This is a genomic window from Bradyrhizobium sp. P5_C11_2 (assembly GCF_054049755.1).
Genome location: NZ_JBFULT010000058.1, coordinates 1 through 22000 on the forward strand (window position 1 = coordinate 1; position 22000 = coordinate 22000).

The following is a 22000-nucleotide window of genomic DNA, read 5'->3' on the forward strand; positions in this document are numbered from 1 at the left end:
GGGTTGGGTTCAGTCCTTGCTGGGCGGCAAGATCTTTGAGCGGAGCTTTCGATCGCTGTAGCGTTGCTCTGACCGCGTGCGTGGTCGTGGCGCAGCCGTGAAGAACCTGTCCCATAACGCCTCCCGGTGTGCGGCGGTTACAGCTAAATTGATGCCACCACACCGCGGGACTGCACACCTAGCCACGTCACGACCGCGCCGGCGAGTCGTATAAGGCTGCGCGCAATCTGGTAGGGTTCAGAACCAAAGCATCAGGTTCTATCTCGACGCTAGACCGACCGCTAGGTCCTTACCAGCTCATCACGCGCTTCGAAAATTCGAAGGTATTATGACTGAGCGATAACGGTCAGCAGCATAGCGGCGCGATACAGGTTAAAACGATCAAATCGAACTGATACGAATTCTAATGTAAAATCCTTACACGAGCACCATGCATGAAATACATGTGATTTCTGACCATAACACCGACATTCATCGCAGAGGCGCTGCTTGAGAACATCGGACGCGACTCGTCAATAGGGCATTCGTATTCATCGGCATAGATCGTCCATGCCCAGAACCGAGGTCCGGTAAGACTTCGGCGGACCTCAACATGCAGGCACAAATTCCCAGCGTTTTTCTCCAACATCCCGGATGATGCCACAGGTATGAAAACACACCAACGCGGCGCTGAGCCGCATAGCTTTACATTAGGCATCCTGGCAGCTCTCATGTCCGCATAAGATCGACAGGCCTTTGAGACCGTCGACGCAGGCCGCCGGGAGGGGGGGCGATGAGAGATCTGGCATCGTCTGAAGGCTCGTGGAGCGATCATTCGCCTCAGGACAATGAGCGCGCAGCCCGGGCTCGCCAAGTATACGCACGGAAACGCGCCGATGAAGCCGCCCGAGAGCGCTGCCTGGCTCTGGGGCGCCTCGTCCAGACCGAGATCATCCCCCAACTGGTGCTACTGCATCGCAGGTTCGTCGCTGAGCAGATCAAACCCGCGTTCAAACCGGATGTGGAGCAAGTCGCGGCCTTCACGCATCTGGCGCTCGCGCAGGACGACACGGCCATGATCCAGGCTTTCTCGGCGCTGGTCGGGGAAGGTTATCCGGTCGATCGCCTGTTCCTCGACCTCCTGGCGCCCTCAGCGGCCCTCCTGGGCCGCATGTGGGAGGAGGATCTGTGCGACTTCGTCGAGGTGACGACGGGCGTCGCCCGCCTTCAACAGCTCGTGGCTCGGTTTCGGGTCGGCGGGGAAGCCATCCCGCTCGGGGACGACCGCCGCCTGCTCCTGATGAGCGCCCCTGGCGAGCAGCACACGTTCGGTGTGCGGATCGTCGAACAATTCATGTCCAGGGCAGGCTGGGCTGTATCAGTCGGGCTCTCGTCCAGCTCTGAGGAGATCGCGGCCTTGGTGGCGTCCGAATGGTTCGACGTGGTTGGCCTGACGCTCAGCAACGAAACGCGCGTCACTCAACTCGCGACGGCGATCCGCTCCGTGCGCGCAGCCTCTCGCAACCGCTCCATCGCCGTCATGGTAGGCGGTCCTGTGTTCCTGGAGCATCCGGAACTCGTGCCGCAGGTCGGAGCGGATGCGTCTGCTGTCGACGCGGCGACGGCGGTGCTCCTTGCCCAACGGCTACTCGATCTTGCGGCCGACAGCGCCAAAGACCGGTGACGACCTGTGATCGACCTCATTTGGTAGCGGCGCCAGGGTCCGGGCGAGCGTGGTCGCCGCCGTCCCGCACCGTCTCGGAGCAGCCTTCGTTGATAAAGGCGCCGCCGTCTACGCGCGGGAAGGTGTGCGAGCAGGCGAGGAGCTTCCAGTCCAGGATGTGATCGAAGTCGCTCATGGTGGCTAACTCCGTAGCCGCCCCCGCACGGAGTCCCCTCCTGTGCATGTACAGCTTCAATCGCCCGGGCGCGTTGGCGACGGAGGGACATCCACTATCCGCATTATCCTCCTCACCCAGACGATGTGCGATGGCTCTGGACATCCGAGCAGAGCACCGTGGTATTGCGAACAGTGGGCCAACGGTGATCGACGAGAATGGCGAGGAGCCAGGGCCAGTTCGCCGCGGCAGGAGGACCCCATGCTCAAGTCCGGTCGAGGCCCTGCGGAAGCTGCGCGAGGAGATGGTGACGGACCGCCGCAAGCTCGTGGATCAGAGAGAGAGCATTCAGAACGTACAGGCCGAGATCGAGGCGATCAACCGGGCCATCGCGGACGAGGAAGCCATGCAGAGCCGCGCCGACCCGAACTCTCGCTGGAATGATACAAATCAAAGTTAAAGCCGGGATATCTAACACCCCGACGTCATCCCGGTGACATCTCTTCTGAGATGCGCTACGTTACTTTAACGCTTGCGGATGATGTTTCGGAATACCCTTGTAGTGCCTTTAGATAAACGGGCAGCCGCCGTGCGTGCGGCGGTGAATGGGTCGAGGTAAATTGTGTCGCCGTTGAGCAAGTAGCCGCGCTGCCCCGTCTCCGCTCTTTGAACGAGTTGGAACAACCGCGCCTCGGCTTGGCGTACCTCAGCGGAGTGAACGGACCAGGCGTCGGCGTCCGCACTGGCCAGAGCCGCGGCAGCCGACGCCAGACCGGCAAGAACGAGCAGAACGAACCCACCGGCCATCGCAGCCGTCTCGCGGGATCCGGCAAGGCGTTGAACGAGCCGAGGTTTCAAGCTGTATCCTCTGTGCCGCGAGGGGAACTTACGGCGTCGCAGCGGCCCACATAGACGCGGCTTCAGAGCTGTCCATCGAGCAGCGCCAAGGCTACACGGGTCATGATTCACGCCGTCCAGCATACAGGTCGGCTATCCGCACCGACCGCATTGCGCCGCTCGCCCCCAGTGAGGACGCGGTTCGTTTGTCGAGCCCTGCCCTACGCAGCTACAGCCTGCCCATGACTAACAAGCTCGGCGCCCTTCTCGAACGTCTCAAGGCGCACCAGCGCATGCTCGTCCTAGCGATGGCGGAGCATGATGGCCTGCCGGCGCAGAACGCGCTCCGTCAGGTTGCCGAACTGGAGAACGTCATCGCTGCGGTGGAGGCAGTTGCGGCAGAGGAAACAGATCGAGCGCAGCGGTCATGAAAACCGCCCTCATTTTCATGGGCAAGTAAGAACTGTGTGCCGCGACCCCGTTAGGCTTTGATCAGCCACCCTATTAACGACTGGTTATTCAAAAAATCACCAATCGATCGGTTTTTTGAGCACCGCATGGAATCATATAACGCCTCTAACGTTATGGCTGAGCTTGGAGCGGAGCGATGCCGCTCAAACGAGGCACAGCATCAATGATCCACCAGCTTGTTTACTATAGCCGCAACACCGTTTTAGGTGGTGATCGCGCCATGCTCACGAACTTGCGTGAGATCGTTTCCGCCTCTCAGCGCAACAACAGCCGCGACGGCGTGACCGGCTTCTTGATTTTCGACAAGACGTGGTTCGTTCAGATCTTAGAAGGCGAACGAGCCAAGGTGACCGAAACCTATAATCGTATTGCTCTTGATAACCGTCACTCCAGCCCGAATATCGTCAACGTCTACGATGTAACCGCTCGCTCCTTCCCCAACTGGACGATGGGTGGCGCGATGCGCACGCTGGAGGTGCAGGAAATTTACCTGGCGCATAACATCGGCAGCGTCATGGATCCGGCACGCCTGAAGAGCTCGCAGATCCTCCAGCTAGCTATTGACCTCCAGGAATTTGAACAGGCCAAGCGCCAAGGGCAGAGACTGGCTAGCTAATGGCCCTTTGTGCGATAAGTTGCTGACGGCTCACGCATGAGAACTATAACTGCGTCTGACCGTAGTCGTTGACGTCAGCACCCTGAATAGGAGCCTCGAACGAAAACGGCGCAGCAACCCGGAAGGTAACTGCGCCGCTGGATCGGGCCGCCGAGGGGGCGATGACGGCCTTGGGGAGACGAATACCCCGAGCTCAGGTTCCGTGAGGTGCGCCCCCGCACATTCACCGGCATGTGGCGCGGCGGTGACACGCATCGACGACCACCTGTGGACGGTGCGAGCTGCCCCTAATTGGTCAAGGTTGACGGGCGAGCGTGAGAGCACACATTCGCTCCGGCTCTCCCATGTTTGCCAGCCCTCACGCCTTTGTCCTCCACCATCGCGAGCGCGCCGCCGTGCTCATATCATCCGCGCTGTTCCTGGCCGGCGCGTTGCCGCTCTTCTGGGCGATTGGYTGAGCCAAACGCTCCAGTCTTGCTCGTCGGGCAGGGGCTGCGCAGCAGATCATGGTTATCCAGCTTGGCGGAGATCGTGGTGCRCTACTGACAGATGTGATCAGAGCGAAGGGCGTGGCCGYGCGTCAGSAGCGCTCGCTAGYACGGGCTCGGGATCTGGCCACGGACATCGCTGAGATCCGGACTGACGGTGCTGTGAGCCTCAGGCAGATTGCAAATGGCCTGAACGCACGAGAGATCCCGACAGCGCGTGGATCGAGATGATCTGCAGTGCAGGTGCAGTGGGTTTTAGCCCGCGCGTAATTGGGTCGAGTGACGGCGACACAAAGAAGGAAAACACGATGGCAGATTTCCAAGACGGCAAGCACATGAAGTCCGCCAAGCTGCGCGCAACGGTGACCCAGATGCGCGGCAGCCCGGGCGCTCAGGGCTACACGAGCCAGGAAGCCTTGCAGAAGGAGGTGCCTGAGAACAATCGCGCGGCCCGTCGCCGTGATGCTGCCGTGGCCAAGCAGACTAAGGGCGAGGAGGCGTAAAACGCCTTATGCGCATACGGCACGTGGCGGGATCTGGTCAGCGGTGCAGGTGAAGCGTGTCTTAGAGCGAGCGGCTTGAGGGTCTAAGTTGCAGCCCCTGAGCACGTCAGGGCGGAACAACGATGCGAGCTATCACCCATCCCGCTCTGATCGGCACGGTAATCCTTGCCGCTCGGCGAGCAGAGATCTGCTCGCCATTTCACCCCCTGCTGAGCGGCGAACCGGCGGCCACGAACGCCTGTTGTGACGACTGCGGGCCGGCCGCCGAGATGCGAGGGGGAGCCTTGCTCGCCTGTCGCGGCGGTCGGTCTGCAGTAGAGCAACGGGGTGAGCCTCGCCGCCAATCTTGATAAGGGAGCGGTCGTCTAGCCTATTGGGTAAAACTTAAGCCTTGCTTTGCAATAACGGACCCTAGAACGCCTCTTCTAGGAAGCCCTCGTGCTCGAACGCCGCGCCAAATATCGTGCAAGCACGGCCCTGCCCGGAGGTGCCGCCTTCGCTAGGATGAATGCCGAGGTGCAGTGCGTGGTGCTCAACCTGTCAGGGTATGGCGCCTGCGTTGCATTTACGCCTGGCATAGAGGTGCCGCGGGTGTTTCAGCTGCGGATTGGCCCTGACCCGCAGCTGCAACCCGTGCGAGTTGTTTGGCGGCGGTCCAACACGGTTGGCGTCGGCTTCATAACCCCTCGGGCAGGTGTGCCCGACGTCATTCCGGGTTGACCCCGCGCCACATCCTTGACGCCCTCGATCGCCCGGGCTTGATGCCGGACGCGGGCGCCCAGCGGTTGCATGTCGCGAACGCCTCGGGCGCGCTGACGGGAAGACGCGCGGCTGTAGCAGGAGCGGGAGGGGCTGTCGCGGGAAACAGGTGTCGAGGCTTATCAGCGCCGAGCTAATGCTGGAAGCTGAGGTGGGGGCGGTCGCGCTCCGTGCCCAGCAGGTTCCTCCCGGGATGCACTACGCCTACTTGAGTGCTTGCGGATGTCGCGACGGCACGCCCTTGTAGTGCCTAGGGATCAGCGGGCACCCGTCATGGATGCGGCGGTGCGACAGCGTCGAATATCCCTGCCCGCTGTAGACACCCTGGACCGTCACACGGCCGTGGCAGATCGGGCACCGCTTGAGAGCATCGCGGTGCAAAGCCTTCGCCTCATCGAGGCCAAGGGTGCGCCATGCGCCGTCTACCATCACTTCGCAGGTCTGGGTTGACGGTTTCAGCATGCCCGACCATGACGCGCCGGGCAGCAGGTCGCCAGAGCGCTCGAGCCACACCCTGCCACGCGGTTCCGGGCTCCGGCACGCACTGCCGGCTCAAGACGCCGCGCGATCCTCACCACGGCCTTTCAGCGGATGTCGCCCCTCGCGCGGACGAAAGACTAGGACGTTGGAGACCATCGAGCGGCGCGCGCAGGCATCAGACCGAATTTCGGATGGCGAGGGGACCGAAAGACGGGCCACTGCTTCCGTGACCGACAGCGGCGCAGCGGGAACGCTTTTGACCAACAGCGCCAACATCTCGGATCGGCTGTCCAGCATGACCGCTGGCGGCTTCCCCGTGATGAGCCGCCAGCGCGCGATAAAATCCGTAGCTGGCATGCGATCAAGAGCATTCGCGCAAGGCGAGACGCGGTCCGCCGGCAATGGCGCGAAGGTGTTCATGTTCGCGGAAACCGGTGGCGCCCTTAGCTGGTTCTCGCGACTTTACTGGACGGTGTAGGAGGGCTGATCGGTGCTGCGCACCTTGATGTACGTTTCGTCGATCCGGATTGAGCCGCAGTGGGGTCTGCGGAACTGACGCAGCCGCTTCTCGATCAGCGGCGCGTAGGCCAGAACCCAGTGGTTCAGGGTGGAGTGATCGACCTCCATTCCGCGCTCCAGAAGCATCTCCTCAATGTCGCGGTAGCTCAGCGGGTAGCGCAGGTACCAGAGACAGCCTGGACGATCAGGGCCGCCTCAAAGTGCCGACCCCTGAAGTCGGCCTTGGCGCGCTGCTTGAGTTTAGCGACGAGGGCAGACAGGATCATGGGCCAGCTCCAAGACGGAGCGGCACGCTGAGCGGGTATGGCTAACGACCCGTGAACGGAGGCGCACTCAGGTTCGCGACAGGCCTCTCGCGAGCGCGCCGGCTACCATGTTCGTCCCCCCTTCACGTGCGGCCGGCACGTCCGCTCACCCCAACCGGTCGCCCAGCGTCCGCCTGCGGATGCGGTGCACCGGGATCGTTAGCGGGGTTCAAGCATCAGTTCGGCGAAAGGGCTGAGCTTGCCGGACCTCCAAGCATATCTGCCCTGATTGGACGTGCGCTTGTGATTGTCTCGCAGGTGGTGTACAAATCACACATCGACTTTTGGCCAGATATTCGGCCGTATCGCCTGAATAGGGCGAGCGTTCTGCATCTCTCCCATTTTCGACGACCAGCGACCGAGCGCGTGCGGTGCATGCGATCGACCCATTCGTTTGCCTATATAGATACGGAATACCTATGAGCATCGGCACCGTTAAGTGGTTCAATGACACCAAGGGCTTCGGCTTCATCCAGCCGGATGACGGCGGCAAGGACGTGTTCGTCCACATCTCCGCCGTCGAGCGGGCCGGCATGAACAACCTGATCGAAGGACAGAAGGTCTCCTACGAGATGGAGTCCGACCGCCGCACTGGTAAACAGTCTGCCGGCAGCCTTCAGGCCGCTTGAGCTTCGCTCATCTGCTTATGACGAGTTTCGAAGCCGTTCCCTCTGGGAGCGGCTTCATCTGTTTCTTGCACCTGTGTTCAGCTCCGGTGCGCCTAAGGAATGTACGTGGGTCAATTCAAAACAGACCAGCTCGTCGATCGGCTTGAGGCCACTGCGAAGGCGCGGCAGGCCACACTTGATCGGTTCCGGGCACGCCCGGCAGCGGATGACCCGACTGTGCTGGCGCGGCAGGCCGAGCGGCAGGCCCTCATCGAGGCGCGAGAAGTGCGAGCCAACGAACGAGAAGCGACGCGTCTTGCCGCTGAGGCCGAGCGTGAGGCGGAAGCTCTTGCGGCGAGGGAGCGCGCGGAAGTCGAAGTCGCTCGTCTGGCCGCAGAGAAGGCAGAGCGGCAGGTCGTACTCGCTGCCGAGCAGAAGGCTGCGCGCGATGCACGCTTCGCCGCCCGCAAGGCCAAGGTGCGCAGATAGACAGTCGACGACTGCAAAGCGTCATACTCTGGAGGACGAGAGATGTCTCATAAATTCAAGCTCGGTCAGAGCGTTCGGCAGATGGGTATGAACTACGTCGGCGCTAAGAGTAGCGTCGTCGACGGCCTCTTTGAGGTCATTCGGCTTATGCCAGACGATCGATCCGGGGAGCCTTGCTACCGGATCAAGTCTGCAGGCGGGGAGCGTGCTGCTCGTGAGGACGAGCTCACTCTCGTTTCCTGATTGATCTCAGTCGCGCAAGTTCCTGTTGCGCGGCCAAGCAGCCTACAGAAACCCACTTCCCGAATGGCCCTTAAAGGCGTTCGCCCGCCGGATGTACGTCATGACCGTCGCCGCATCCCGGTGGCCGGACTGGTCTATGATCCTCGCCAGATCAGCACCGCGCTCAGCCGCGGAGGTGATGTAGCCAGCCCTCAAGCTGTGGGCGCCGAACGCCGAGGCGTCGTATCCAGCGGCCGAAGCGTACCGCTTCACCAGATCGGCAACGGTCTGGGTTGTGAGCTGGTTCGGCTCTGCCTGCTGGTCGAAGTGAAGCACTCGGCCAGATCGCGAGATCGGCCGGAACACCGGCCCCTCCGTGATCTCGGCCGCATCCAACCTCTCGCGCACGAGCGCCACCGGCCTGATGTACCGCCCGTGCGGGATGGCCTTCTCGAACCCCCTACCCTCTCGGTCGACTTCGGACCGGCGGACCATGACCCGCAGGCCTTCGGGATCCTCGCGCAGGTCCACCACGTCGAGCGCGACCAGCTCGGACCTGCGGAACGCGCCCGCGAAGCCGAGAGCGAGCAACGCCCGATCCGCTTGCCCGTCAGGGTGTCCAGCGTCCGCATCAGGAGCGCGGCCAGGATCTCGGCGGTTGCGGCAGCCTTCTGCGTCGGGGCAACGCCTACCTTGCGCCTGGCGCCCTTCATGGCGGCGCGCACGCCTTCGTCGTCCGTCGGGTCCGGGGCCTTGGCGAGCTTGTGGCCGTACCGGATCGGGGCGAGCCGCCGGCCTGCGCACAGAAGACGCTCCGCAACCTGCTCGAAGCTGGGCTGATCGTGAACGTGGGCACGGAGACCCGTCGCGACGCTCTCGGCTCCTATCGGGTGCCGGCCTACGCCATGCCGATGCCATTGCACTTCCAATGGTGCTCGGCCGTGGCCGCGACCGACGAAGAGATGGCGGCTTATGAGGTCGAGGTAGAGGCAAGTGCATGAACTGGGTGACCCCACCCTCGGGGCTGCTGCCGACATTGATACGGCGGGGCACTCACCCCGCCGCACATAGATCGGCCGCCCGCTCTCACTGCGGATCAATCATCGTCGTCATCCTCGCGACGGAGGCGCTCCTCACGGCGGATCGGTCCACGCCGATCATCGCGGAACTCTTCGCGCCGCTCTTCCCGCCGGATCTCATCCCTGTCCCGCTCCCGGGGCGAGCGCGGATCAACCCTCACGCCACCGGGTCCGATGTCAATGCTTTGTGCAACAGCCGGAACGGCGGGGATACTGAGCAGACCGGCTGCGATCAGTGTACCTGCGAGGAGATGCTTCACGACGATCCTCCCGTAAATGGGCGGACAACATTCTCGGCAGTTAACCGTTCCGCTCCGCCACTGGCCTCCGCGACCGATTGGCCCAGGATCGAAGGGCCGTCGACATGACCCCGCGCGAGCAAGCCGCCTTCGCCGCGGGCATCGAGACCGCACGCCAGATGACGCTAACCGCGGCCGTGACGATCGAGGTTCGTGAAGATGCCGGCGCCGTCCGGTAACAAGCCGCGGTCGCTTCGCTCCAAGTTCTTGCCGAGGGGCTGCGTCGTATTCAAGTTGATCTGAACAATCTAACGGAGGCCGAGATCGGCCGAGAGGCGGGATCATGACCACAGGGAAGCCCGGATTTCAGCCCGGCCAGTCTGGCAACCCTGCGGGGCGGCCGAAGGGTTCGCGCAACAAGACCACTGTGGCCCTGGAGAAGATCCTCGACGGCGACGCCGAGAGCATTCTGCGCAAGGCCGTGGAGATGGCCCAGGATGGCGACCCGACCGCGATGCGGCTTTGCCTCGACCGCCTGCTGCCAGCTCGCAAGGACAGGCCGATCACCTTCGCCCTACCGCTGATCGAAACCACGGACGACCTGCCGAAGGCCACCGGCGCTATCGTGGCCGCGGTCGCCGCGGGCGAGCTGACGCCCTCTGAGGCGGCCGAGATCTCCAACACCCTCGACGTGCATGTGCGGGCGATCGAGGCGACCGAGTTGCACCGGCGGATGGCGGCGCTGGAGGCGCGGGGGGCATGAGGCTGAAAGCTCTGGAAGCCCGCCTTGTCCGTGTGGAGACGAAGCACGGGACCGGCCAGTTCGACCACATGACCTACGAAGAGGTCGAACGGGCCTTGTTCGATCGTCTGCACCGGATGGCTGGCGCGGTCGGTGGCATCGACGAACTTATGGCCGAGTGGGACTCCGAGTCCGACCCGGAGCAGTGTGCCCTGATCGCGCAGATCCGATCCCACGAGCGCGACGTCCGTGCGAGCTACCTGGAGATGGAGTCCCGCCTGTGTCCACGACCCTGAAGGCCCGGATGGTTCGGTTGGAGAGCCGCTACCCAGATCTGAAGCCCGGTCCGGAGCGCATGACGGACGAGGAATTGGACGGCGTCATTGGAGTGCTGCGGCAGCTCGAAGCCGTCGAGGCGGTTGCCCCGTCCCGCTCGGAGTGGGCGACCGCTGTCATGTGTCGGGAGGAGATGCTGTCATGAGGATCGGGATCGCAGTCAGCAACAGCGTGCCGTGCCTCGTAGGCTCCCAGCTGAGGGCTGACGAGTGGACAGCCCGGTTCGTCACCGAGCACTGAGGCTTGCGCCCCCTCCCGAGGCTTCAGATGCCACTCGCGGCGGCGTGGGCGTAGTGAGTAGAAGCCGAGAAGCATCTGCAATACGTGCACTAAGCTTCTGTATTCGATTGAGACATAATGCGAGACCTAGAGCGATCTGGGTTCAAAAGCTACCTTGCCATTATTTGCGGGAGGCAGTCGTTTGTACAGTATTTTTGCAATCATTTTAGCGATGTGTTCATGCAATTCATGTTCGTTAATATTTTTCTTGTTCTTGGTTACATTAGGGCGATGTTCGAATATCATAAGCATTGTTATCCCCTAAGTTGGTTGTTTTCAACTCAATTGACCGCTATAAATAAGCGTGATTTTGGGACGCGGGCGCATTGATGCATTGAATAGGCCATTTTTTTATATTGTTGACAAGCTTAAATACGTACCTCTTCGGCCTATCGGGTATCTTTGCGCTTTGCGGCAACGCTCGTACCATGAAGTCAAAGTACGTAGGCGTCCGAACCGATCGTTCTCGTGACGACCGTGTATTAAGGAGCCCAGTCGTGGCACCGAGCTTTTTCTTTGATGTGTCGAACGGCGTGGAGACGATCTTGGATGCCGAGGGCGTCGAAGCTGCGGACCTTGATGAGGCGCTTACTGAGGCGCGAACCGTCATCGCGGAAATGGCGGATGAGGTATGTGGAGCTGACCCGAACCGGTCTTGGACGCTAATCGTGCGAGATAGGACAAGGTCGGTTGTGGGGCGTTTGCCAATCAGGCGACCGAAACTGTCGCTGATCTGACGATCGATGCAGGTCCGCTTTCCGGTGGCGCTGTTCAGGTCCTACGGCCCGTGCAGCGTAACTGATCCATCGTCAGGGGCGACCGCCTTGACTCGCGGGCCAGTGAGCCCCATCGCGGCGAGAGGTCGGCCAGAACGCTATTGCAGGCCGCCGCCAAGGTAGCGCTGTCGTCAGTCGGCATGACGCTCAGTAGCGCGCGCATAAGGTCAGCTATGGCGGCTGTGTGCTCAGCCCGCTTTAAGCCACCGTTCCCATGCCGGCCATGTTCAACCGCCGAGACGACGTTTTCGGCGATGATCTTGGCTGCAGTCTCGACGTTGGGGCCGTGCATCGTCTCAATGCGGCTTCGGCCGGGGCGTCGGTTGTTCAGGCTTATCTGCCAAGTCGCTGCGGATCTTGATGCCGCCGGTCACCACAGGATCATACGTTCGCACCCGATCTGGGACGGTATCCGTAGTTTTCTGCACGTTCGTACCTGCATCCGAAGATCCGACCGGAGGTTCTACGACAACCTGTGCGACGGCGGATGAGCCGAGGAGTGCGGTTGCTGTTATGACGGAAAATAGGAACTTAGACATCTTCAGTTCCTTCCTTCTCGTAGAAAGCCGGACCCTTTCGCGCGTATTGCCGAAAACATCGGTGTCAGGAGGCGCCGGATGCTGATTGTTTAAGCGCGGTCAGGCGTGATCGTTGTCTTGCGAGCTGCGTGCCGCAGCACGCGGGCGACGCTTCTTGACGGTAGGCGGCGGCTCATCGTCTGGCAGGAGTTCGCTGAACGGCACTGTGAAAAGCAGCTTGTGCTGCGCATCGCCAACAGTGAAGCTGTATTTTTTGAGCTGCGGGTTCCGCGCACAATCGCCTGCCGAGGTGAAACCAGCGCCGTGCTGAGCTAGCGCGAGCGCCGCCTCGTTGTCAGGACAATCTAATCCCTGAAAATCCGAGCAGACCAAACCAGACTTAGACTGCACGTCGAAGAAGTAGCGTGGCATGGCGCACTCCGCCGCCCCCATCGAATGCTCAAGCTGTTGGCCGCCTGATTTGCTCGACCGAGTGTCGCGCTAAAGGCCGCCGTTGTCACTCCGCACCGCTACAGCGCAGGATCAACAAAAACCCGCTCCCCGAGTGGCCCTTGAAGGCGTTCGCCCGCTTGATGTAGCCAATGACCGTTTAGGGACCCCTATGGCCGGACGGGTCCACGATGCGGGCAAGACTCGCATCCTAATCATTTTGCACGTTGTCACGTGACAACGTGGTCACGTCGGTACGCTTCGTTGCCGTTAGGGCAGAACTTGAGCTGTCCCCTCCTCAGTGGCCTCCGCCGCCCGAACGGTCGCCCGCACCTCGCCTCCATGTTGACCTTCAGTGGCGGGCGCGGCCTGGGCCGGGCGCTTAATCACGGCGGGCGGAGCTGAACGAGGTTCTTGAGCGGTCGCCGCACTCGCGAGCGCGCATAGGGCGAATGCAATGATGAGCCGCACCACGCTCTACCCTCACGGAGATCCGCTGACGTTGTCACGTGATCACGTCGTCATTCGCCTCGGTTCAAGGCATCGAAGTCGCGACCGTGCTGGCGCAGCACCATCCGGAGCCCCTCGATGTAGAGGTCATGCGGCTTGCAGTCCGTCGCCGCCGCGATTTCCCGTAGCGCCTTAAACACCTTCGGATGCGCGTAGATCGAGGCGTGCGGCTTCTCATACCGGACCCGGCGTTTGTAGCCCTCCGGCCCAGACGGCTCACTCGCCATCGGTTCAGACACAACGTTTTCGCGTGACGCCGTGGGAACGCTATCACGTGGTAACGTGGTCACGTCGTCACGCTGACCCGTGACAATGCGGTCGCGTGGTGCTTCAGCAGCCGGCGCTTGTGCCTGTGCGGCTAGCCGAGCGAGCTGTTCATTGATGGATGGCCGCGGCTTCTTGCTCATGCCTTCGTGCCTTCGAGCTGCGCCTTAATCCATTGCCAGAGCAAGCGAACCTCGACGGCCGCTTTGCCCTTGGGAGCGAGTTCCGTGACGCCCTGCCCTGTCGTCATCGAGTCCAAAAAGTCCGAGCGCGTCGCCACCATCGAGGGCGCGAGCGCGCCGGTGCTCACGAGGGCAGTCGCAGCGTCGAGCGTGCGGGCCTGTGTCGTGGGGTTGCACTGATTGAGCACGAACGCGAACGGCCGTCCCAGAAGCCGCAACTGCTCGACCGTCGGTCGTGCCGCCTCGACATCGAGGATTGAGGGCTTCACCGGCAGGAGGCACAGGCTCGCCTCGCGCAGCACAAGCGCCACGTCGGGACCGAAACGACCGGGCGTGTCGACGATCACCAGTGAGACAGAACCGGCCTTCCGGATCTTGCCGAGCGTCCCGGCGAATGCCGGAGGCTCGACCCGCTGTATGTCCAGGTCCTCGGCCTCGCGTCGCTTTCCCCAACCTGCGAGCGACGCCTGCTGATCCGTATCGAGGGCCGCGACGGTCTCACCATCCTGCATAGCCGCGACGGCGAGTGAGGCGGCGAGCGTGCTCTTACCGGAGCCGCCCTTTTGTGTGGTGAGAGCCAGGACGCGCATTACAGGCCTGCGATCCCGGCCGGGTTCTGCTTGAAGAGCTGCCCAGAACGGATGTAGCCGCTCGTCGTATCGAACCGCTTGTGCCGGAGTTGGCGCTGGATAGCATGACCGGGCGCGTCGTTCGCCGCGGCCGATGTTGCAAGCCCGGACCGCAGCGAGTGTCCGGCATAGGCAGCCGCGAGCTGCCGCGCCTCCTCTCGCGAGTACCCGTCTGAGAGTGCCGCGGCCTCGACGGTACGCTGTATGATCCGGGCAACCGTCCGATCGGTCACTGCCTCGACGCCGATATGCCCATGCCGATCGATCGGCCGGAAGGCCGGCCCCTCTGTCAGGTGGGCTGCATCGATCCACGCGCGATAGCTGCGCACCGGGCACGTCTCCATGTTCGAGCCATAGGGCACGCCGATCTCGGCGCCCTCGGCCTGTTGGTCTGTCTTGCTACGGGCGAGATGGATCACAAGGCCGTCGGGCCGTTCTTCAATCCAAGCTGCGCCATCCCTGCGAGCCACCTCGAGCCCCGCGATCTCGGATCGGCGGAGCGCGGCTGCGAAGGCGACGAGGATCAGCGCTCGGTCCCGTCGTCCGCGGAGGGTGTCCGGCAGGGTCGCAACGGCGCGCCGGAGATCCACCGTCATGAGAGGGCGCTTCTTCACTGCCGGCTGGCCATGCGCCCGCTTGATGCCTCGCCACGTGTCGCGGAACGCGGATGAGGAGGTTTCCAGATCAAACCCGGCAGCGGCGTGCTGTTCGCGGATCGCGGCAAGTCGACGTTGTAACGTGACAACTTTTAACGTGGTCGCGTGGTCAATGAGGTAGGCCAGCACCGCAGCTGGGCTCGCCGGCAGAGACGGCTCGCCCCGTGCCGCGCACCAGTTAGCGAAGGCTCGCACGTCCGAGGCATAGGCCCGACGTGTGTTCGCCGCCCGGGATTGATCCGCGTACTGGAGCGCTTGGTCCGCGAACGCCTGCAGACCGGTCGGCGTTGGGAGGCTGATTTCTGTGCTCAAGGCTGAGGTTCCTCAGCCAGTGGCTCGCCCTTGTCGATCGCCGAGGAGATCTGGGTCCGCACGAGCTTCAATGCGGCTTGCATCGGATCAGCCCAGTCAGGTCGCTGTGCCCTCTGTATGGCTTCAGCCGGCACGATGACGAAGAACCGTGTCCGCCCCCTCGAGCGCGCATGCCAGAAGCCGCGGACCTCAACGCCGTCCGCCACTGGCCGCGCCTTGACGACGAAGTCCTGCCCAGCGTGCGAGAAGGGGAGGCGAGGCGGCGACGACGGCATGCTATGCTCTGATGTCCGATAATCTCTTCTTATCGGACCTTAGCTCACCACGCGGAAACTGGCAACGGGATCGCGCTACCACGTTGTAACGTGGTCATGTGGGGGCGAGGCGATTGGGCTTCGACTGGCCTATCTCCGCGCCACCAGCCGCGGCGCCTTCAGAATGTGCGCAAAGCCGGGCGAGCCTTGATGATAGGCCGCCAGGCCGGAGCATATGAGAGTCGATGCTGCATAGGGGCGACCGTTGCATCAAGCCTCGAGCCAAGCTTACGACGGTGCCGCAGAATGGCTGGAGGCTTGGTTGACGGAACCGGAACAGGGGAGTGGAGAGGCGGTGTACGTCTCAGCCATGGTCGGGGAGATGATGCAGCGCGTCCTCGAAGATGCGCTTGTCGATCTCGCGCGGACCAAGGGATCTTCCTACCTCGACATGTTCTTCGAGCGGGAGATTAAGCGCTGCGACGGTCTGTTCCGCGAACGGACTGGTGATGCGCCCGACAAATCGAACATGCTGCGAGCTTGGTTCGCGGTAGAAGGTAGTGCGGCTTTGCGAGCCGTGGTCGAACGCGCGAACGCCAAGGCGAGGCAAGATTAGCGCTCTGCGCGTAGCATCGGGTTGGACAAGGCATCTATCTCATGGCGTTGCCGGCCGGATCACCACCATCGCAGGCGGGCTGACAATCCACTTCGGCGCGGTCATCCGCCGCGATGGGTCTGGATGCGGGAGCGAGGCGTTCGCCGCGTAGACGAGGTCGGGACCGAAGCGAACGAGCATGATCAGGACGACAAGGGCTGTACGCATAGGAGGGGAACGGCCGGGATCGGCGAGCGCTCCCGCCTCATGCCGCAGCTTCTCTTTGCAGAACCTCTGGGTTCGCGGCCCTTTCGATCCAACGCGAGCCGCTATGGCACCAGCCCCGTGAGCCCGCAGGCTGCCAGGATCGTCACCAGCATCGTGAAGCCCAGCAGCGAGCCCGTGTTGCCGATCTGCGCGAAGAGTCGGTGACTCACCGGCCCGCGCCTTTCTTGGCGAACTCCCATACTGGGATCCCCCAGGCTTGGCCTTGCTTCGTCCGGTAGGCCGAGCCGCGCTCGAACACCACTCGGGTCGGCTCGATGGCCTGAGCCCGATTGCCGGTGATCATCATCACTCCGCAGACCTCGATCCGTAGCGTCCCGTGCTCGGGTTGGAGCGCGAACAGTTCGGGCGCCGTCCAGCCGAGTGCGTGCGCCTCGGCGCCCAGTCGGTCACAGAAGTGGATGGCGGCCTCCCGAATCGGCGCCCAGCGGGCTGGGACGAGATACCGGCACGGCGAGACGTGCGGAGACAGGTCCTCTATAGCGCTGCGCCACAGGGCGGCTGCGTTGGGGAGCATGGTGGGAGCGAAATCGGAGGCCATACGGCCCAGCTACGGCAGGCCCGGCTCGGTGGCCATGCGGCCAGAAGCGGGGTTGCCCCGCAGATAGAGGGCGAACAGCGGTGTGACGCCAAGGCCCTGGCGGCCCTCGCTCCAGCATGGCAGGTCGGAGCTATGCCGAAACCCGATCCGCAGACCTGTGAAGTGAAGATCGAGGGAGCCTGGATTGCGGTCAGTCTGGACGAAGCCGCGACCCAGTACATCATGACCGTCAAGCGCTGTCCTGCCTGTCACGGGCGCGTGGCACTCAATGGGACGTACAGCGGGCCGAACGTCCTGCGGCGCCTGTACCACCGCAAGGCGCACGAGGGCTGCCCACTCAAGCCTGACACGTACAGTGGTCGGCCGTCACTACATCCGCAGGCTCTGACATAGTCCTACATCTGCCCCGCCGCCCGACCTGACGATCAAAGCCCGCCCTGGTGTTCCAGGTGCGGGCTTGTCGCGACTGCGCCAGCGAGGCCGCACCGCGAGACCGTACATCCGGGTCTCGGTGCTGCTCTGCCGCCGCTCAGCCCCCAGCCGATCGCTGACAGCTACCTCGGCCGCTATGGTTAACGGATCGTTGCCGCCGGTCGGCTACCTCGCGCTGTTGTAGGCCCTGCCGCCCGATCCGATCACGGGCTGACGGGGGAGATTGTCGGTTTCATCAGCGTGTAAGCTTCTTCGGCGATATTCGAAAGCAGCGCCGACTAAGACAACTATTCAGGATAGGTGTAGTGCTTCCTCGGTCGTCACACGGAAGCCGATGAGGTTATTTGCCCCGAAAGTGAGTGTCAGCGGTACATCCGCGGCATCTCGACCGTAGGCGATAAGGATCCGGCCGATCCGTGAGCTGTTGTTGCGTGGATCGAAGGTGTGCCACTGGCCTCCGAGATACACTTCTATCCAGGCCGCGAAATCACCGGGCGCGTGCGGTAGAGGCAGGCCGATGTCGCTGACATAGCCGTTGCAGTAGCGGGTCGGGATGTTGAGGCAGCGGCAAAACGTGATCGCCAGATGCGCATAATCGCGGCAGACGCCTTGCTGCTCTTCGAAGACGTCAAAAGCTGTCCGGGTTGCTCGGGCATGCTCATACCCAAAGGTGATGCGATCATGCACGTAGTCGCAGATCGCCTGCACTCGGCCCCAGCCTGACGGGATATGGCCAAATAAATCCCAGGCGATGGATGACAGGCGATCAGTTTCGCAATAGCGGCTGCCGAGGAGAAACAGCACGGTGTCGGAAGGCAGCTTCTCGACCGCGATCTCCGGAGCGTCCGGCTCCCGCCGGTCGCCGCTGCCGTGGTCCCGCACGATCGTGTCGGTCTTGAGGGTGAAGCGCCCTGCCGGAGCAACCATGCGGTTGCACCAATTCCCGAAGCTGTCGCGATAGCCGTCCAGCGGGACTGCGGGTGTCGTGATCAGATAGTCGGGCCGTTCGAGATCGGAGAAGCGCGATGCGTGAACGTTGAGCGTCGCGATGACGGGGGTGGGTTGTGGAAACTCGTAGGTCATCTCGCAGCCGACAAGAATACGCATGGGCTCAGTCCCAAAGAGAGGCATCGAGATCAGCGTTGGTTACGCAAGCCTTGGACCGTATCACCATGTGGCGCCGGCAGCGCGCAACGCCTGCATCAGAGCACTCACCTGCGCGATCGTGATCGCCCGCTCCCCGGGGCTGCTCTCAGCTCGCGTCACGACACTCAGGGGCACTTTGGCGCGCTCGGCCAACTTCGTAGGTGCGAAGCCAATAGATAGCCGTGCTGCGAGAAGCTGGGGGCCAGTGATCACCCCTTCCGCTCCCGGAACCGGATCCCGGCCCCGCCGCCGTTCTCGGGGATGAACTCCAGGCCGGCGGTCATGGCGAGGGTAGTGCTGCTACGACGATGCCGGCCGCGATGGCTGCAAAGGCGCAATCCTCGAACGCGTATTCCAGGTCGGCGGCTTCGAGTAGGCGGACTGCCGTGACGAGAACGATAGCCACGCCGATCGCCACGAGGCGGCTCCAGATCTGGCTCATCCGGCCTTCTCAGGGTCGGTCTCCTTGATGCCAAGCCATGCCAGCGCCGCTGGACGCGACTCAAAGGTGCGCCATTGGGATGTGAACGGCGCGGGTCTCTGAGCTGCCGCCATTTCGTCGAGCAGCTCGATCTGCCACATGTCGCTCGGGCCGCTGCGAGAGATGCCCCGAACCAAAGCTGCGATCACAATGCCATCGAGCAGCACATCGTAGCTGCCGGGAGCCAGTTCCTCGACGGTGTAGGTCACTGCTGATCCTTCGTGCGGAAGCCCGCGAAAAAGCGTGTGAGGCCCTGCAGATCGACATCTTGCGGTGGTTCAACCTCGGGTGTTGGCTCAGGTTCGCTGCCCTTCCCTAGCAGCTCATGCAGCACCTGGGTGAGGAGGGGCGGCCACTCCACCTCATGATCCTGCAGAAGGCGTGCGGCCTTCGCCAATGCGACAACCTGATATGTAGGGTTGGGCCGACCCATGATCTGCGCGTCGAGCGCGCGATCCGCGAGCAAGGTGCAGAGGCGTAGGACCTCAGACAACCGGCTGAAGGCAGGCCCGTCGCTCACGCCGGACTCTTCCGCCGGAGCTTCACGCCCGGCTCGCCGCCGTTGGTGAACTCGACACCCGCGGCTCGGAACGCCGCCTCAAGCGCGTGGATCGTAGCTGTTTTGGTGGACAGCAGGGGGCCGTCCAACTTTTCGAGCCGCTTCACGGTCTCAACTGAAACCCCGGCCTTCTCGGCGACGGTCGACTGCTCCCATCGGATCAGCGCTCGTGCGGCCCGTAGCTGCTCAGCCGTCAACACAAATACACCTCAGGGGCATCGCGTTACCTCTCAGATTTTGACACCTCAAGGGATCCGCATTGCACCCAGAGTGTATCAGATGCAGCCCTGAGGGCCAAGCCCATGTCTCACCGCACCGTCTCTTGGAACCGCATCTCCCGCTCGCTGCACGACAGCCGCCCCGCTATCCCGGCCGGCATGCTCGGCGCCCGTGCCCTCGTGCAGCTCGGCGCCCGCACCTGCCCCCTCATCGTCGCCGGCCGCTACGATCGGGCCGCCATCATGGCCGCCGCCTGCAACGCTGCCACCGGCATTCAGGAGCGCTGCGGCGTCTCCCGCGCCGAGGCGATGTCCTCCGCCCTCAAGGCCACTTGGCAGGTCGCCAAGGCCGCCCACCGCGCCGCTGCGCACTGAGGAGCTGTCCGGATGGCCCGCGATCCAGAACTGAGAGTTGAGGCTCCACGAGCAGGTCCTGCGGATCCTCTGCCCTCGCGGGCTTCGATGCAATGAAGCCGGCTAGGCTGCGGTGGGCTCTACCTGAAAAGCGGAAGCTCTGCGCCGAGCACGCAAAGGCCGACCAAAAACAGGGAGCCACCCGCGGCTTCAAGAATGACGCGCAGCCGGTCGCTGATGAGCGACGCCACTGCAGAGGCCGTTCCAGCCACCAAGCAAGCCAGACTGATCAACGTCACCGCAGCGCCTCCACATTGGCACGGAACGGCTACGTTACGGCGTGGAGACGCAGGAAGTTTCGGCAATGGTTCGCTAGGCCGGCGACGACCTAGTCGAGCTTAGGGGAAGGCGTTTCGCGATCCCCTTCGCATCCACGCCCGCCATCCAAGGGATTGAGGGACCACTAGGTTGCGGGCGTGGAGATCGGCTGGTGGGCCGACGAGCGATCCTAGAGGCTATTGGCTTAGCTGTCGCGATTATTCGTCCGTCGCCTCACAGAAGCAGTTTTGCGCTGGCCGCATCCGGCATCCACGCCCACCCTCGACAGCTGAGGAGCATATCTGCGGGCAAGCGTGGACGGCCAGCCAACTGCCGGCGGCGACCAACTAGCGGATGAATGTCTAGGTTTCAACGCATAGGCGATCTACATCCAATTATATCAACTTTGGGTTATTTAATTCAGTGGGTGCATCCACGCCCGCCCATTGGCTGGGGGGAAGGGCACCAACGGGATAGGCGGGGAAGGTCGGCACCATCCCCAAGGCCGCCGACACCTAAGCGTGGCGGTTCACGATTTTTGGTTGATGTCTGTCCTTCGCGAACGCCGCTCGCGCATTCGGTGCGGGCGTGAAGGCCGAGCGCTTGGTGACGGCGCTCGGCTGGATCGTGTCGCGCATCTGGCCGATCCGCACTCAGTCGTTCGGGATGCAGCGGCCCCAAGAGTTGCTGTAGTGGAGGCCGTAGTCGCAGCCATTGCCCACGTAGACGACGCCAGGGCCATAGCTGTATCCGCCGAAACCACCGCCGAAGCGACGGCCGCCGAAGCCCCGGCCGCCGAAGCCGCCACCACCGAAGCCACCACCGCCACCGCCAGGATGACCGCCGAGGCCGCCGCCCCCGCCGGGGTGCCCACCACCACCGCCGGGATGGCCGCCGAGGCCGCCGCCCCCACCACCGGGATGCCCACCACCGAAGCCGCCGCCACCAAAGTGGCCACCGCCGAAGCCGCCCCCACCGAAGTGGCCGCCTCCGCCGCCGAAGTGGCCGCCGAAGGCGAGCGCGTCGGTTGCCGCCAACATGCCGACCGGAGCCGCGATGGCGGCAGCAGCGAGCACGGACTTGAAGGTCTTGCTGATCATCACGCTCTCCAATGTATCGCTGAGCGGCTCGTCCGCTTGCGTGATTGAAGGCATAGGGATCCGCCAGAATACTTCTGTGATCGGCCTCACACATGCAAATAGAACATGAAGCTTGGCAGTAATCTGGTACTGCTTTGTTTGAGCGCCGCCACGAAAGCTAAGCAGCATGGCTGCACGGGGGCCGGTCAGGACTGTGATGACGAGGCGCCCGAGGCCGCTCTGCCAAACGTGGGGGTTTAGCCCGCAGCCGAGGTGGTCATCCTGCCTGGGTGAGGGCGCGCAGACATCGTGGATCAGTGCCAAGTTCTCGGCGGAGCGCTGGCAAAAGCCGCGACCCCGATGGTGTCTACCCTGTTCATGAAGGCGGCATACGCGTCGGGGCTGTCACAATCGCGAATGTGCTGAGGTTCGCGGGTCGTTAGCCATACCCGCTCAGCTTGCCGCCTCCGCTTTGGAGCCGGCCCATGATCCTGTCTGCCATTGCCGCCAAGCTCAAGCAGCGTGCACGGACCGACTTCCGCGGCCGGCACTTCGAGGCGGTCCTGATCGTGCAGGCGGTCTCCTGGTACCTGCGCTACCCGCTGAGCTACCGCGACATCGAGGAGCTGTTCCTTGAACGTGGCCTGGAGGT

At 63.0% G+C, this 22000-nt stretch carries 33 protein-coding genes and 2 pseudogenes; 17 read left to right on the forward strand and 18 right to left on the reverse strand.

Features of this window, described 5'->3' with window-relative positions:
• Nucleotides 1-772 precede the first annotated feature (772 nt).
• Nucleotides 773-1663 carry a cobalamin B12-binding domain-containing protein gene (locus ACXJL8_RS08860; protein WP_456684868.1) on the forward strand — a complete coding sequence of 297 codons (891 nt, stop codon included), beginning with the start codon at nucleotides 773-775 and terminating at the stop codon, nucleotides 1661-1663.
• Nucleotides 1664-1679: 16 nt separating this feature from the next.
• On the opposite strand, the gene ACXJL8_RS08865 is transcribed toward ACXJL8_RS08860, so the two are convergent.
• Nucleotides 1680-1838, reverse strand: a complete 159-nt coding sequence (locus ACXJL8_RS08865; RefSeq protein ID WP_456684869.1) for a hypothetical protein — start codon at nucleotides 1836-1838, stop codon at nucleotides 1680-1682.
• Between the two features lie 130 nt (nucleotides 1839-1968).
• On the opposite strand from ACXJL8_RS08865, the gene ACXJL8_RS08870 reads away from it, so the two are divergent.
• Nucleotides 1969-2277 (forward strand): hypothetical protein, encoded by a 309-nt coding sequence (locus ACXJL8_RS08870; RefSeq protein ID WP_456684870.1) that lies wholly within the window; start codon nucleotides 1969-1971, stop codon nucleotides 2275-2277.
• 65 nt (nucleotides 2278-2342) lie between these two features.
• On the opposite strand, the gene ACXJL8_RS08875 is transcribed toward ACXJL8_RS08870, so the two are convergent.
• Entirely contained in the window at nucleotides 2343-2675 is a 333-nt protein-coding gene (locus ACXJL8_RS08875) for a CHASE3 domain-containing protein (protein WP_456684871.1), read from the reverse strand.
• Nucleotides 2676-2896: 221 nt separating this feature from the next.
• Between ACXJL8_RS08875 and ACXJL8_RS08880 the strand changes: the two genes are divergently transcribed.
• From ACXJL8_RS08880 to ACXJL8_RS08895, 4 genes are all read left to right on the forward strand, one after another.
• Nucleotides 2897-3085, forward strand: a complete 189-nt coding sequence (locus ACXJL8_RS08880) for a hypothetical protein (RefSeq protein WP_456684872.1) — start codon at nucleotides 2897-2899, stop codon at nucleotides 3083-3085.
• Nucleotides 3086-3261: 176 nt separating this feature from the next.
• Nucleotides 3262-3741: a BLUF domain-containing protein gene (locus tag ACXJL8_RS08885; protein ID WP_456684873.1), complete on the forward strand. Its 480-nt coding sequence runs from the start codon at nucleotides 3262-3264 to the stop codon at nucleotides 3739-3741.
• A gap of 796 nt (nucleotides 3742-4537) precedes the next feature.
• A complete protein-coding gene (locus tag ACXJL8_RS08890) occupies nucleotides 4538-4732 on the forward strand; it encodes a hypothetical protein (protein WP_456684874.1) in 195 nt (64 codons plus the stop codon).
• A 438-nt stretch (nucleotides 4733-5170) separates the two neighbouring features.
• Nucleotides 5171-5452, forward strand: coding sequence for a PilZ domain-containing protein (locus tag ACXJL8_RS08895; protein ID WP_456684875.1), 282 nt, complete (start codon nucleotides 5171-5173; stop codon nucleotides 5450-5452).
• A 243-nt stretch (nucleotides 5453-5695) separates the two neighbouring features.
• On the opposite strand, the gene ACXJL8_RS08900 is transcribed toward ACXJL8_RS08895, so the two are convergent.
• Nucleotides 5696-6004, reverse strand: a complete 309-nt coding sequence (locus ACXJL8_RS08900; RefSeq protein ID WP_456684876.1) for a hypothetical protein — start codon at nucleotides 6002-6004, stop codon at nucleotides 5696-5698.
• A 112-nt stretch (nucleotides 6005-6116) separates the two neighbouring features.
• Here ACXJL8_RS08900 and ACXJL8_RS08905 point away from each other — a divergent pair, with 112 nt between their 5' ends.
• Nucleotides 6117-6449, forward strand: coding sequence for a hypothetical protein (locus tag ACXJL8_RS08905; protein ID WP_456684877.1), 333 nt, complete (start codon nucleotides 6117-6119; stop codon nucleotides 6447-6449).
• Nucleotides 6450-6466: 17 nt separating this feature from the next.
• Here ACXJL8_RS08905 and ACXJL8_RS08910 read toward each other — a convergent pair.
• Nucleotides 6467-6756: pseudogene (locus ACXJL8_RS08910) on the reverse strand (IS6 family transposase); the annotation flags it as partial.
• Between the two features lie 458 nt (nucleotides 6757-7214).
• On the opposite strand from ACXJL8_RS08910, the gene ACXJL8_RS08915 reads away from it, so the two are divergent.
• The 3 genes from ACXJL8_RS08915 (at nucleotide 7215) to ACXJL8_RS08925 (ending at nucleotide 8135) form a co-directional block, all read left to right on the forward strand.
• On the forward strand, nucleotides 7215-7424 hold the full coding sequence (locus tag ACXJL8_RS08915; protein WP_305550440.1) for a cold-shock protein: 210 nt from the start codon (nucleotides 7215-7217) through the stop codon (nucleotides 7422-7424).
• Nucleotides 7425-7529: 105 nt separating this feature from the next.
• Nucleotides 7530-7892, forward strand: coding sequence for a DUF6481 family protein (locus ACXJL8_RS08920; protein WP_456684878.1), 363 nt, complete (start codon nucleotides 7530-7532; stop codon nucleotides 7890-7892).
• Between the two features lie 42 nt (nucleotides 7893-7934).
• Nucleotides 7935-8135 carry a hypothetical protein gene (locus ACXJL8_RS08925; protein WP_456684879.1) on the forward strand — a complete coding sequence of 67 codons (201 nt, stop codon included), beginning with the start codon at nucleotides 7935-7937 and terminating at the stop codon, nucleotides 8133-8135.
• A 42-nt stretch (nucleotides 8136-8177) separates the two neighbouring features.
• Here ACXJL8_RS08925 and ACXJL8_RS08930 read toward each other — a convergent pair whose 3' ends face one another.
• Nucleotides 8178-8705, reverse strand: a complete 528-nt coding sequence (locus tag ACXJL8_RS08930; protein WP_456684880.1) for a site-specific integrase — start codon at nucleotides 8703-8705, stop codon at nucleotides 8178-8180.
• 173 nt (nucleotides 8706-8878) lie between these two features.
• Here ACXJL8_RS08930 and ACXJL8_RS08935 point away from each other — a divergent pair, with 173 nt between their 5' ends.
• Complete coding sequence (locus tag ACXJL8_RS08935) at nucleotides 8879-9115, forward strand: hypothetical protein (protein WP_456684881.1); 237 nt, start codon at nucleotides 8879-8881, stop codon at nucleotides 9113-9115.
• Nucleotides 9116-9210: 95 nt separating this feature from the next.
• On the opposite strand, the gene ACXJL8_RS08940 is transcribed toward ACXJL8_RS08935, so the two are convergent.
• Complete coding sequence (locus tag ACXJL8_RS08940; RefSeq protein WP_456684882.1) at nucleotides 9211-9453, reverse strand: hypothetical protein; 243 nt, start codon at nucleotides 9451-9453, stop codon at nucleotides 9211-9213.
• Nucleotides 9454-9775: 322 nt separating this feature from the next.
• Between ACXJL8_RS08940 and ACXJL8_RS08945 the strand changes: the two genes are divergently transcribed.
• From ACXJL8_RS08945 to ACXJL8_RS08955, 3 genes are all read left to right on the forward strand, one after another.
• The gene (locus ACXJL8_RS08945) at nucleotides 9776-10195 is read left to right on the forward strand and encodes a DUF5681 domain-containing protein (protein WP_456684883.1); all 420 of its coding nucleotides are present in this window, start codon (nucleotides 9776-9778) and stop codon (nucleotides 10193-10195) included.
• Nucleotides 10192-10470 (forward strand): hypothetical protein, encoded by a 279-nt coding sequence (locus tag ACXJL8_RS08950; protein ID WP_456684884.1) that lies wholly within the window; start codon nucleotides 10192-10194, stop codon nucleotides 10468-10470. Before ACXJL8_RS08945 ends, ACXJL8_RS08950 begins: the two co-directional genes overlap by 4 nt.
• Nucleotides 10471-11217: 747 nt before the next feature.
• Nucleotides 11218-11526, forward strand: coding sequence for a DUF6894 family protein (locus ACXJL8_RS08955; RefSeq protein ID WP_456684885.1), 309 nt, complete (start codon nucleotides 11218-11220; stop codon nucleotides 11524-11526).
• 677 nt (nucleotides 11527-12203) lie between these two features.
• Here ACXJL8_RS08955 and ACXJL8_RS08960 read toward each other — a convergent pair.
• From ACXJL8_RS08960 to ACXJL8_RS08975, 4 genes are all read right to left on the reverse strand, one after another.
• Complete coding sequence (locus tag ACXJL8_RS08960; RefSeq protein WP_456684886.1) at nucleotides 12204-12515, reverse strand: DUF6894 family protein; 312 nt, start codon at nucleotides 12513-12515, stop codon at nucleotides 12204-12206.
• 539 nt (nucleotides 12516-13054) lie between these two features.
• Nucleotides 13055-13450: a hypothetical protein gene (locus ACXJL8_RS08965; RefSeq protein WP_456684887.1), complete on the reverse strand. Its 396-nt coding sequence runs from the start codon at nucleotides 13448-13450 to the stop codon at nucleotides 13055-13057.
• Nucleotides 13447-14079: a nucleotide-binding protein gene (locus tag ACXJL8_RS08970; protein WP_456684888.1), complete on the reverse strand. Its 633-nt coding sequence runs from the start codon at nucleotides 14077-14079 to the stop codon at nucleotides 13447-13449. The genes ACXJL8_RS08965 and ACXJL8_RS08970 overlap by 4 nt, the downstream gene beginning before the upstream one ends.
• Nucleotides 14079-15086 (reverse strand): tyrosine-type recombinase/integrase, encoded by a 1008-nt coding sequence (locus tag ACXJL8_RS08975; RefSeq protein ID WP_456684889.1) that lies wholly within the window; start codon nucleotides 15084-15086, stop codon nucleotides 14079-14081. The genes ACXJL8_RS08970 and ACXJL8_RS08975 overlap by 1 nt, the downstream gene beginning before the upstream one ends.
• A 576-nt stretch (nucleotides 15087-15662) precedes the next feature.
• Here ACXJL8_RS08975 and ACXJL8_RS08980 point away from each other — a divergent pair.
• Entirely contained in the window at nucleotides 15663-15956 is a 294-nt protein-coding gene (locus tag ACXJL8_RS08980; RefSeq protein ID WP_456684890.1) for a hypothetical protein, read from the forward strand.
• A gap of 412 nt (nucleotides 15957-16368) precedes the next feature.
• Here ACXJL8_RS08980 and ACXJL8_RS08985 read toward each other — a convergent pair whose 3' ends face one another.
• The 6 genes from ACXJL8_RS08985 to ACXJL8_RS09010 all read right to left on the reverse strand — a co-directional run bounded on the left by ACXJL8_RS08985 (nucleotide 16369) and on the right by ACXJL8_RS09010 (nucleotide 19579).
• Nucleotides 16369-16761 carry a hypothetical protein gene (locus ACXJL8_RS08985; protein WP_456684891.1) on the reverse strand — a complete coding sequence of 131 codons (393 nt, stop codon included), beginning with the start codon at nucleotides 16759-16761 and terminating at the stop codon, nucleotides 16369-16371.
• 723 nt (nucleotides 16762-17484) lie between these two features.
• Complete coding sequence (locus ACXJL8_RS08990; protein WP_456684892.1) at nucleotides 17485-18300, reverse strand: transglutaminase-like domain-containing protein; 816 nt, start codon at nucleotides 18298-18300, stop codon at nucleotides 17485-17487.
• 319 nt (nucleotides 18301-18619) lie between these two features.
• On the reverse strand, nucleotides 18620-18781 hold the full coding sequence (locus tag ACXJL8_RS08995) for a hypothetical protein (protein WP_456684893.1): 162 nt from the start codon (nucleotides 18779-18781) through the stop codon (nucleotides 18620-18622).
• Entirely contained in the window at nucleotides 18778-19029 is a 252-nt protein-coding gene (locus ACXJL8_RS09000; RefSeq protein ID WP_456684894.1) for a hypothetical protein, read from the reverse strand. The genes ACXJL8_RS08995 and ACXJL8_RS09000 overlap by 4 nt, the downstream gene beginning before the upstream one ends.
• Nucleotides 19026-19340: a hypothetical protein gene (locus ACXJL8_RS09005; protein ID WP_456684895.1), complete on the reverse strand. Its 315-nt coding sequence runs from the start codon at nucleotides 19338-19340 to the stop codon at nucleotides 19026-19028. Before ACXJL8_RS09005 ends, ACXJL8_RS09000 begins: the two co-directional genes overlap by 4 nt.
• Nucleotides 19337-19579: a helix-turn-helix domain-containing protein gene (locus ACXJL8_RS09010; RefSeq protein ID WP_456684896.1), complete on the reverse strand. Its 243-nt coding sequence runs from the start codon at nucleotides 19577-19579 to the stop codon at nucleotides 19337-19339. Before ACXJL8_RS09010 ends, ACXJL8_RS09005 begins: the two co-directional genes overlap by 4 nt.
• 102 nt (nucleotides 19580-19681) lie before the next feature.
• On the opposite strand from ACXJL8_RS09010, the gene ACXJL8_RS09015 reads away from it, so the two are divergent.
• A complete protein-coding gene (locus ACXJL8_RS09015) occupies nucleotides 19682-19972 on the forward strand; it encodes a hypothetical protein (RefSeq protein WP_456684897.1) in 291 nt (96 codons plus the stop codon).
• An 812-nt stretch (nucleotides 19973-20784) separates the two neighbouring features.
• Here ACXJL8_RS09015 and ACXJL8_RS09020 read toward each other — a convergent pair.
• Together ACXJL8_RS09020 and ACXJL8_RS09025 are read right to left on the reverse strand one after the other, a co-directional pair.
• Nucleotides 20785-20907 carry a hypothetical protein gene (locus ACXJL8_RS09020; RefSeq protein ID WP_456684898.1) on the reverse strand — a complete coding sequence of 41 codons (123 nt, stop codon included), beginning with the start codon at nucleotides 20905-20907 and terminating at the stop codon, nucleotides 20785-20787.
• Nucleotides 20908-20922: 15 nt separating this feature from the next.
• The gene (locus tag ACXJL8_RS09025; protein ID WP_456684899.1) at nucleotides 20923-21369 is read right to left on the reverse strand and encodes a hypothetical protein; all 447 of its coding nucleotides are present in this window, start codon (nucleotides 21367-21369) and stop codon (nucleotides 20923-20925) included.
• Between the two features lie 464 nt (nucleotides 21370-21833).
• Between ACXJL8_RS09025 and ACXJL8_RS09030 the strand changes: the two are divergent.
• Nucleotides 21834-22000 (forward strand): annotated as a pseudogene (locus ACXJL8_RS09030) (IS6 family transposase); the annotation flags it as partial.

Coding starts and splice junctions, on each gene's coding strand:
- ACXJL8_RS08860 (WP_456684868.1), top strand. CDS start 773: ATGAGAGATCTGGCATCGTCTGAAGGCTCGTGGAGCGATCATTCGCCT.
- ACXJL8_RS08865 (WP_456684869.1), bottom strand. CDS start 1,838: ATGAGCGACTTCGATCACATCCTGGACTGGAAGCTCCTCGCCTGCTCG.
- ACXJL8_RS08870 (WP_456684870.1), top strand. CDS start 1,969: ATGGCTCTGGACATCCGAGCAGAGCACCGTGGTATTGCGAACAGTGGG.
- ACXJL8_RS08880 (WP_456684872.1), top strand. CDS start 2,897: ATGACTAACAAGCTCGGCGCCCTTCTCGAACGTCTCAAGGCGCACCAG.
- ACXJL8_RS08885 (WP_456684873.1), top strand. CDS start 3,262: ATGCCGCTCAAACGAGGCACAGCATCAATGATCCACCAGCTTGTTTAC.
- ACXJL8_RS08890 (WP_456684874.1), top strand. CDS start 4,538: ATGGCAGATTTCCAAGACGGCAAGCACATGAAGTCCGCCAAGCTGCGC.
- ACXJL8_RS08915 (WP_305550440.1), top strand. CDS start 7,215: ATGAGCATCGGCACCGTTAAGTGGTTCAATGACACCAAGGGCTTCGGC.
- ACXJL8_RS08925 (WP_456684879.1), top strand. CDS start 7,935: ATGTCTCATAAATTCAAGCTCGGTCAGAGCGTTCGGCAGATGGGTATG.
- ACXJL8_RS08945 (WP_456684883.1), top strand. CDS start 9,776: ATGACCACAGGGAAGCCCGGATTTCAGCCCGGCCAGTCTGGCAACCCT.
- ACXJL8_RS08950 (WP_456684884.1), top strand. CDS start 10,192: ATGAGGCTGAAAGCTCTGGAAGCCCGCCTTGTCCGTGTGGAGACGAAG.
- ACXJL8_RS08955 (WP_456684885.1), top strand. CDS start 11,218: ATGAAGTCAAAGTACGTAGGCGTCCGAACCGATCGTTCTCGTGACGAC.
- ACXJL8_RS08960 (WP_456684886.1), bottom strand. CDS start 12,515: ATGCCACGCTACTTCTTCGACGTGCAGTCTAAGTCTGGTTTGGTCTGC.
- ACXJL8_RS08965 (WP_456684887.1), bottom strand. CDS start 13,450: ATGAGCAAGAAGCCGCGGCCATCCATCAATGAACAGCTCGCTCGGCTA.
- ACXJL8_RS08970 (WP_456684888.1), bottom strand. CDS start 14,079: ATGCGCGTCCTGGCTCTCACCACACAAAAGGGCGGCTCCGGTAAGAGC.
- ACXJL8_RS08985 (WP_456684891.1), bottom strand. CDS start 16,761: ATGGCCTCCGATTTCGCTCCCACCATGCTCCCCAACGCAGCCGCCCTG.
- ACXJL8_RS08990 (WP_456684892.1), bottom strand. CDS start 18,300: ATGCGTATTCTTGTCGGCTGCGAGATGACCTACGAGTTTCCACAACCC.
- ACXJL8_RS08995 (WP_456684893.1), bottom strand. CDS start 18,781: ATGAGCCAGATCTGGAGCCGCCTCGTGGCGATCGGCGTGGCTATCGTT.
- ACXJL8_RS09015 (WP_456684897.1), top strand. CDS start 19,682: ATGTCTCACCGCACCGTCTCTTGGAACCGCATCTCCCGCTCGCTGCAC.
- ACXJL8_RS09020 (WP_456684898.1), bottom strand. CDS start 20,907: ATGCGCGACACGATCCAGCCGAGCGCCGTCACCAAGCGCTCGGCCTTC.
- ACXJL8_RS09025 (WP_456684899.1), bottom strand. CDS start 21,369: ATGATCAGCAAGACCTTCAAGTCCGTGCTCGCTGCTGCCGCCATCGCG.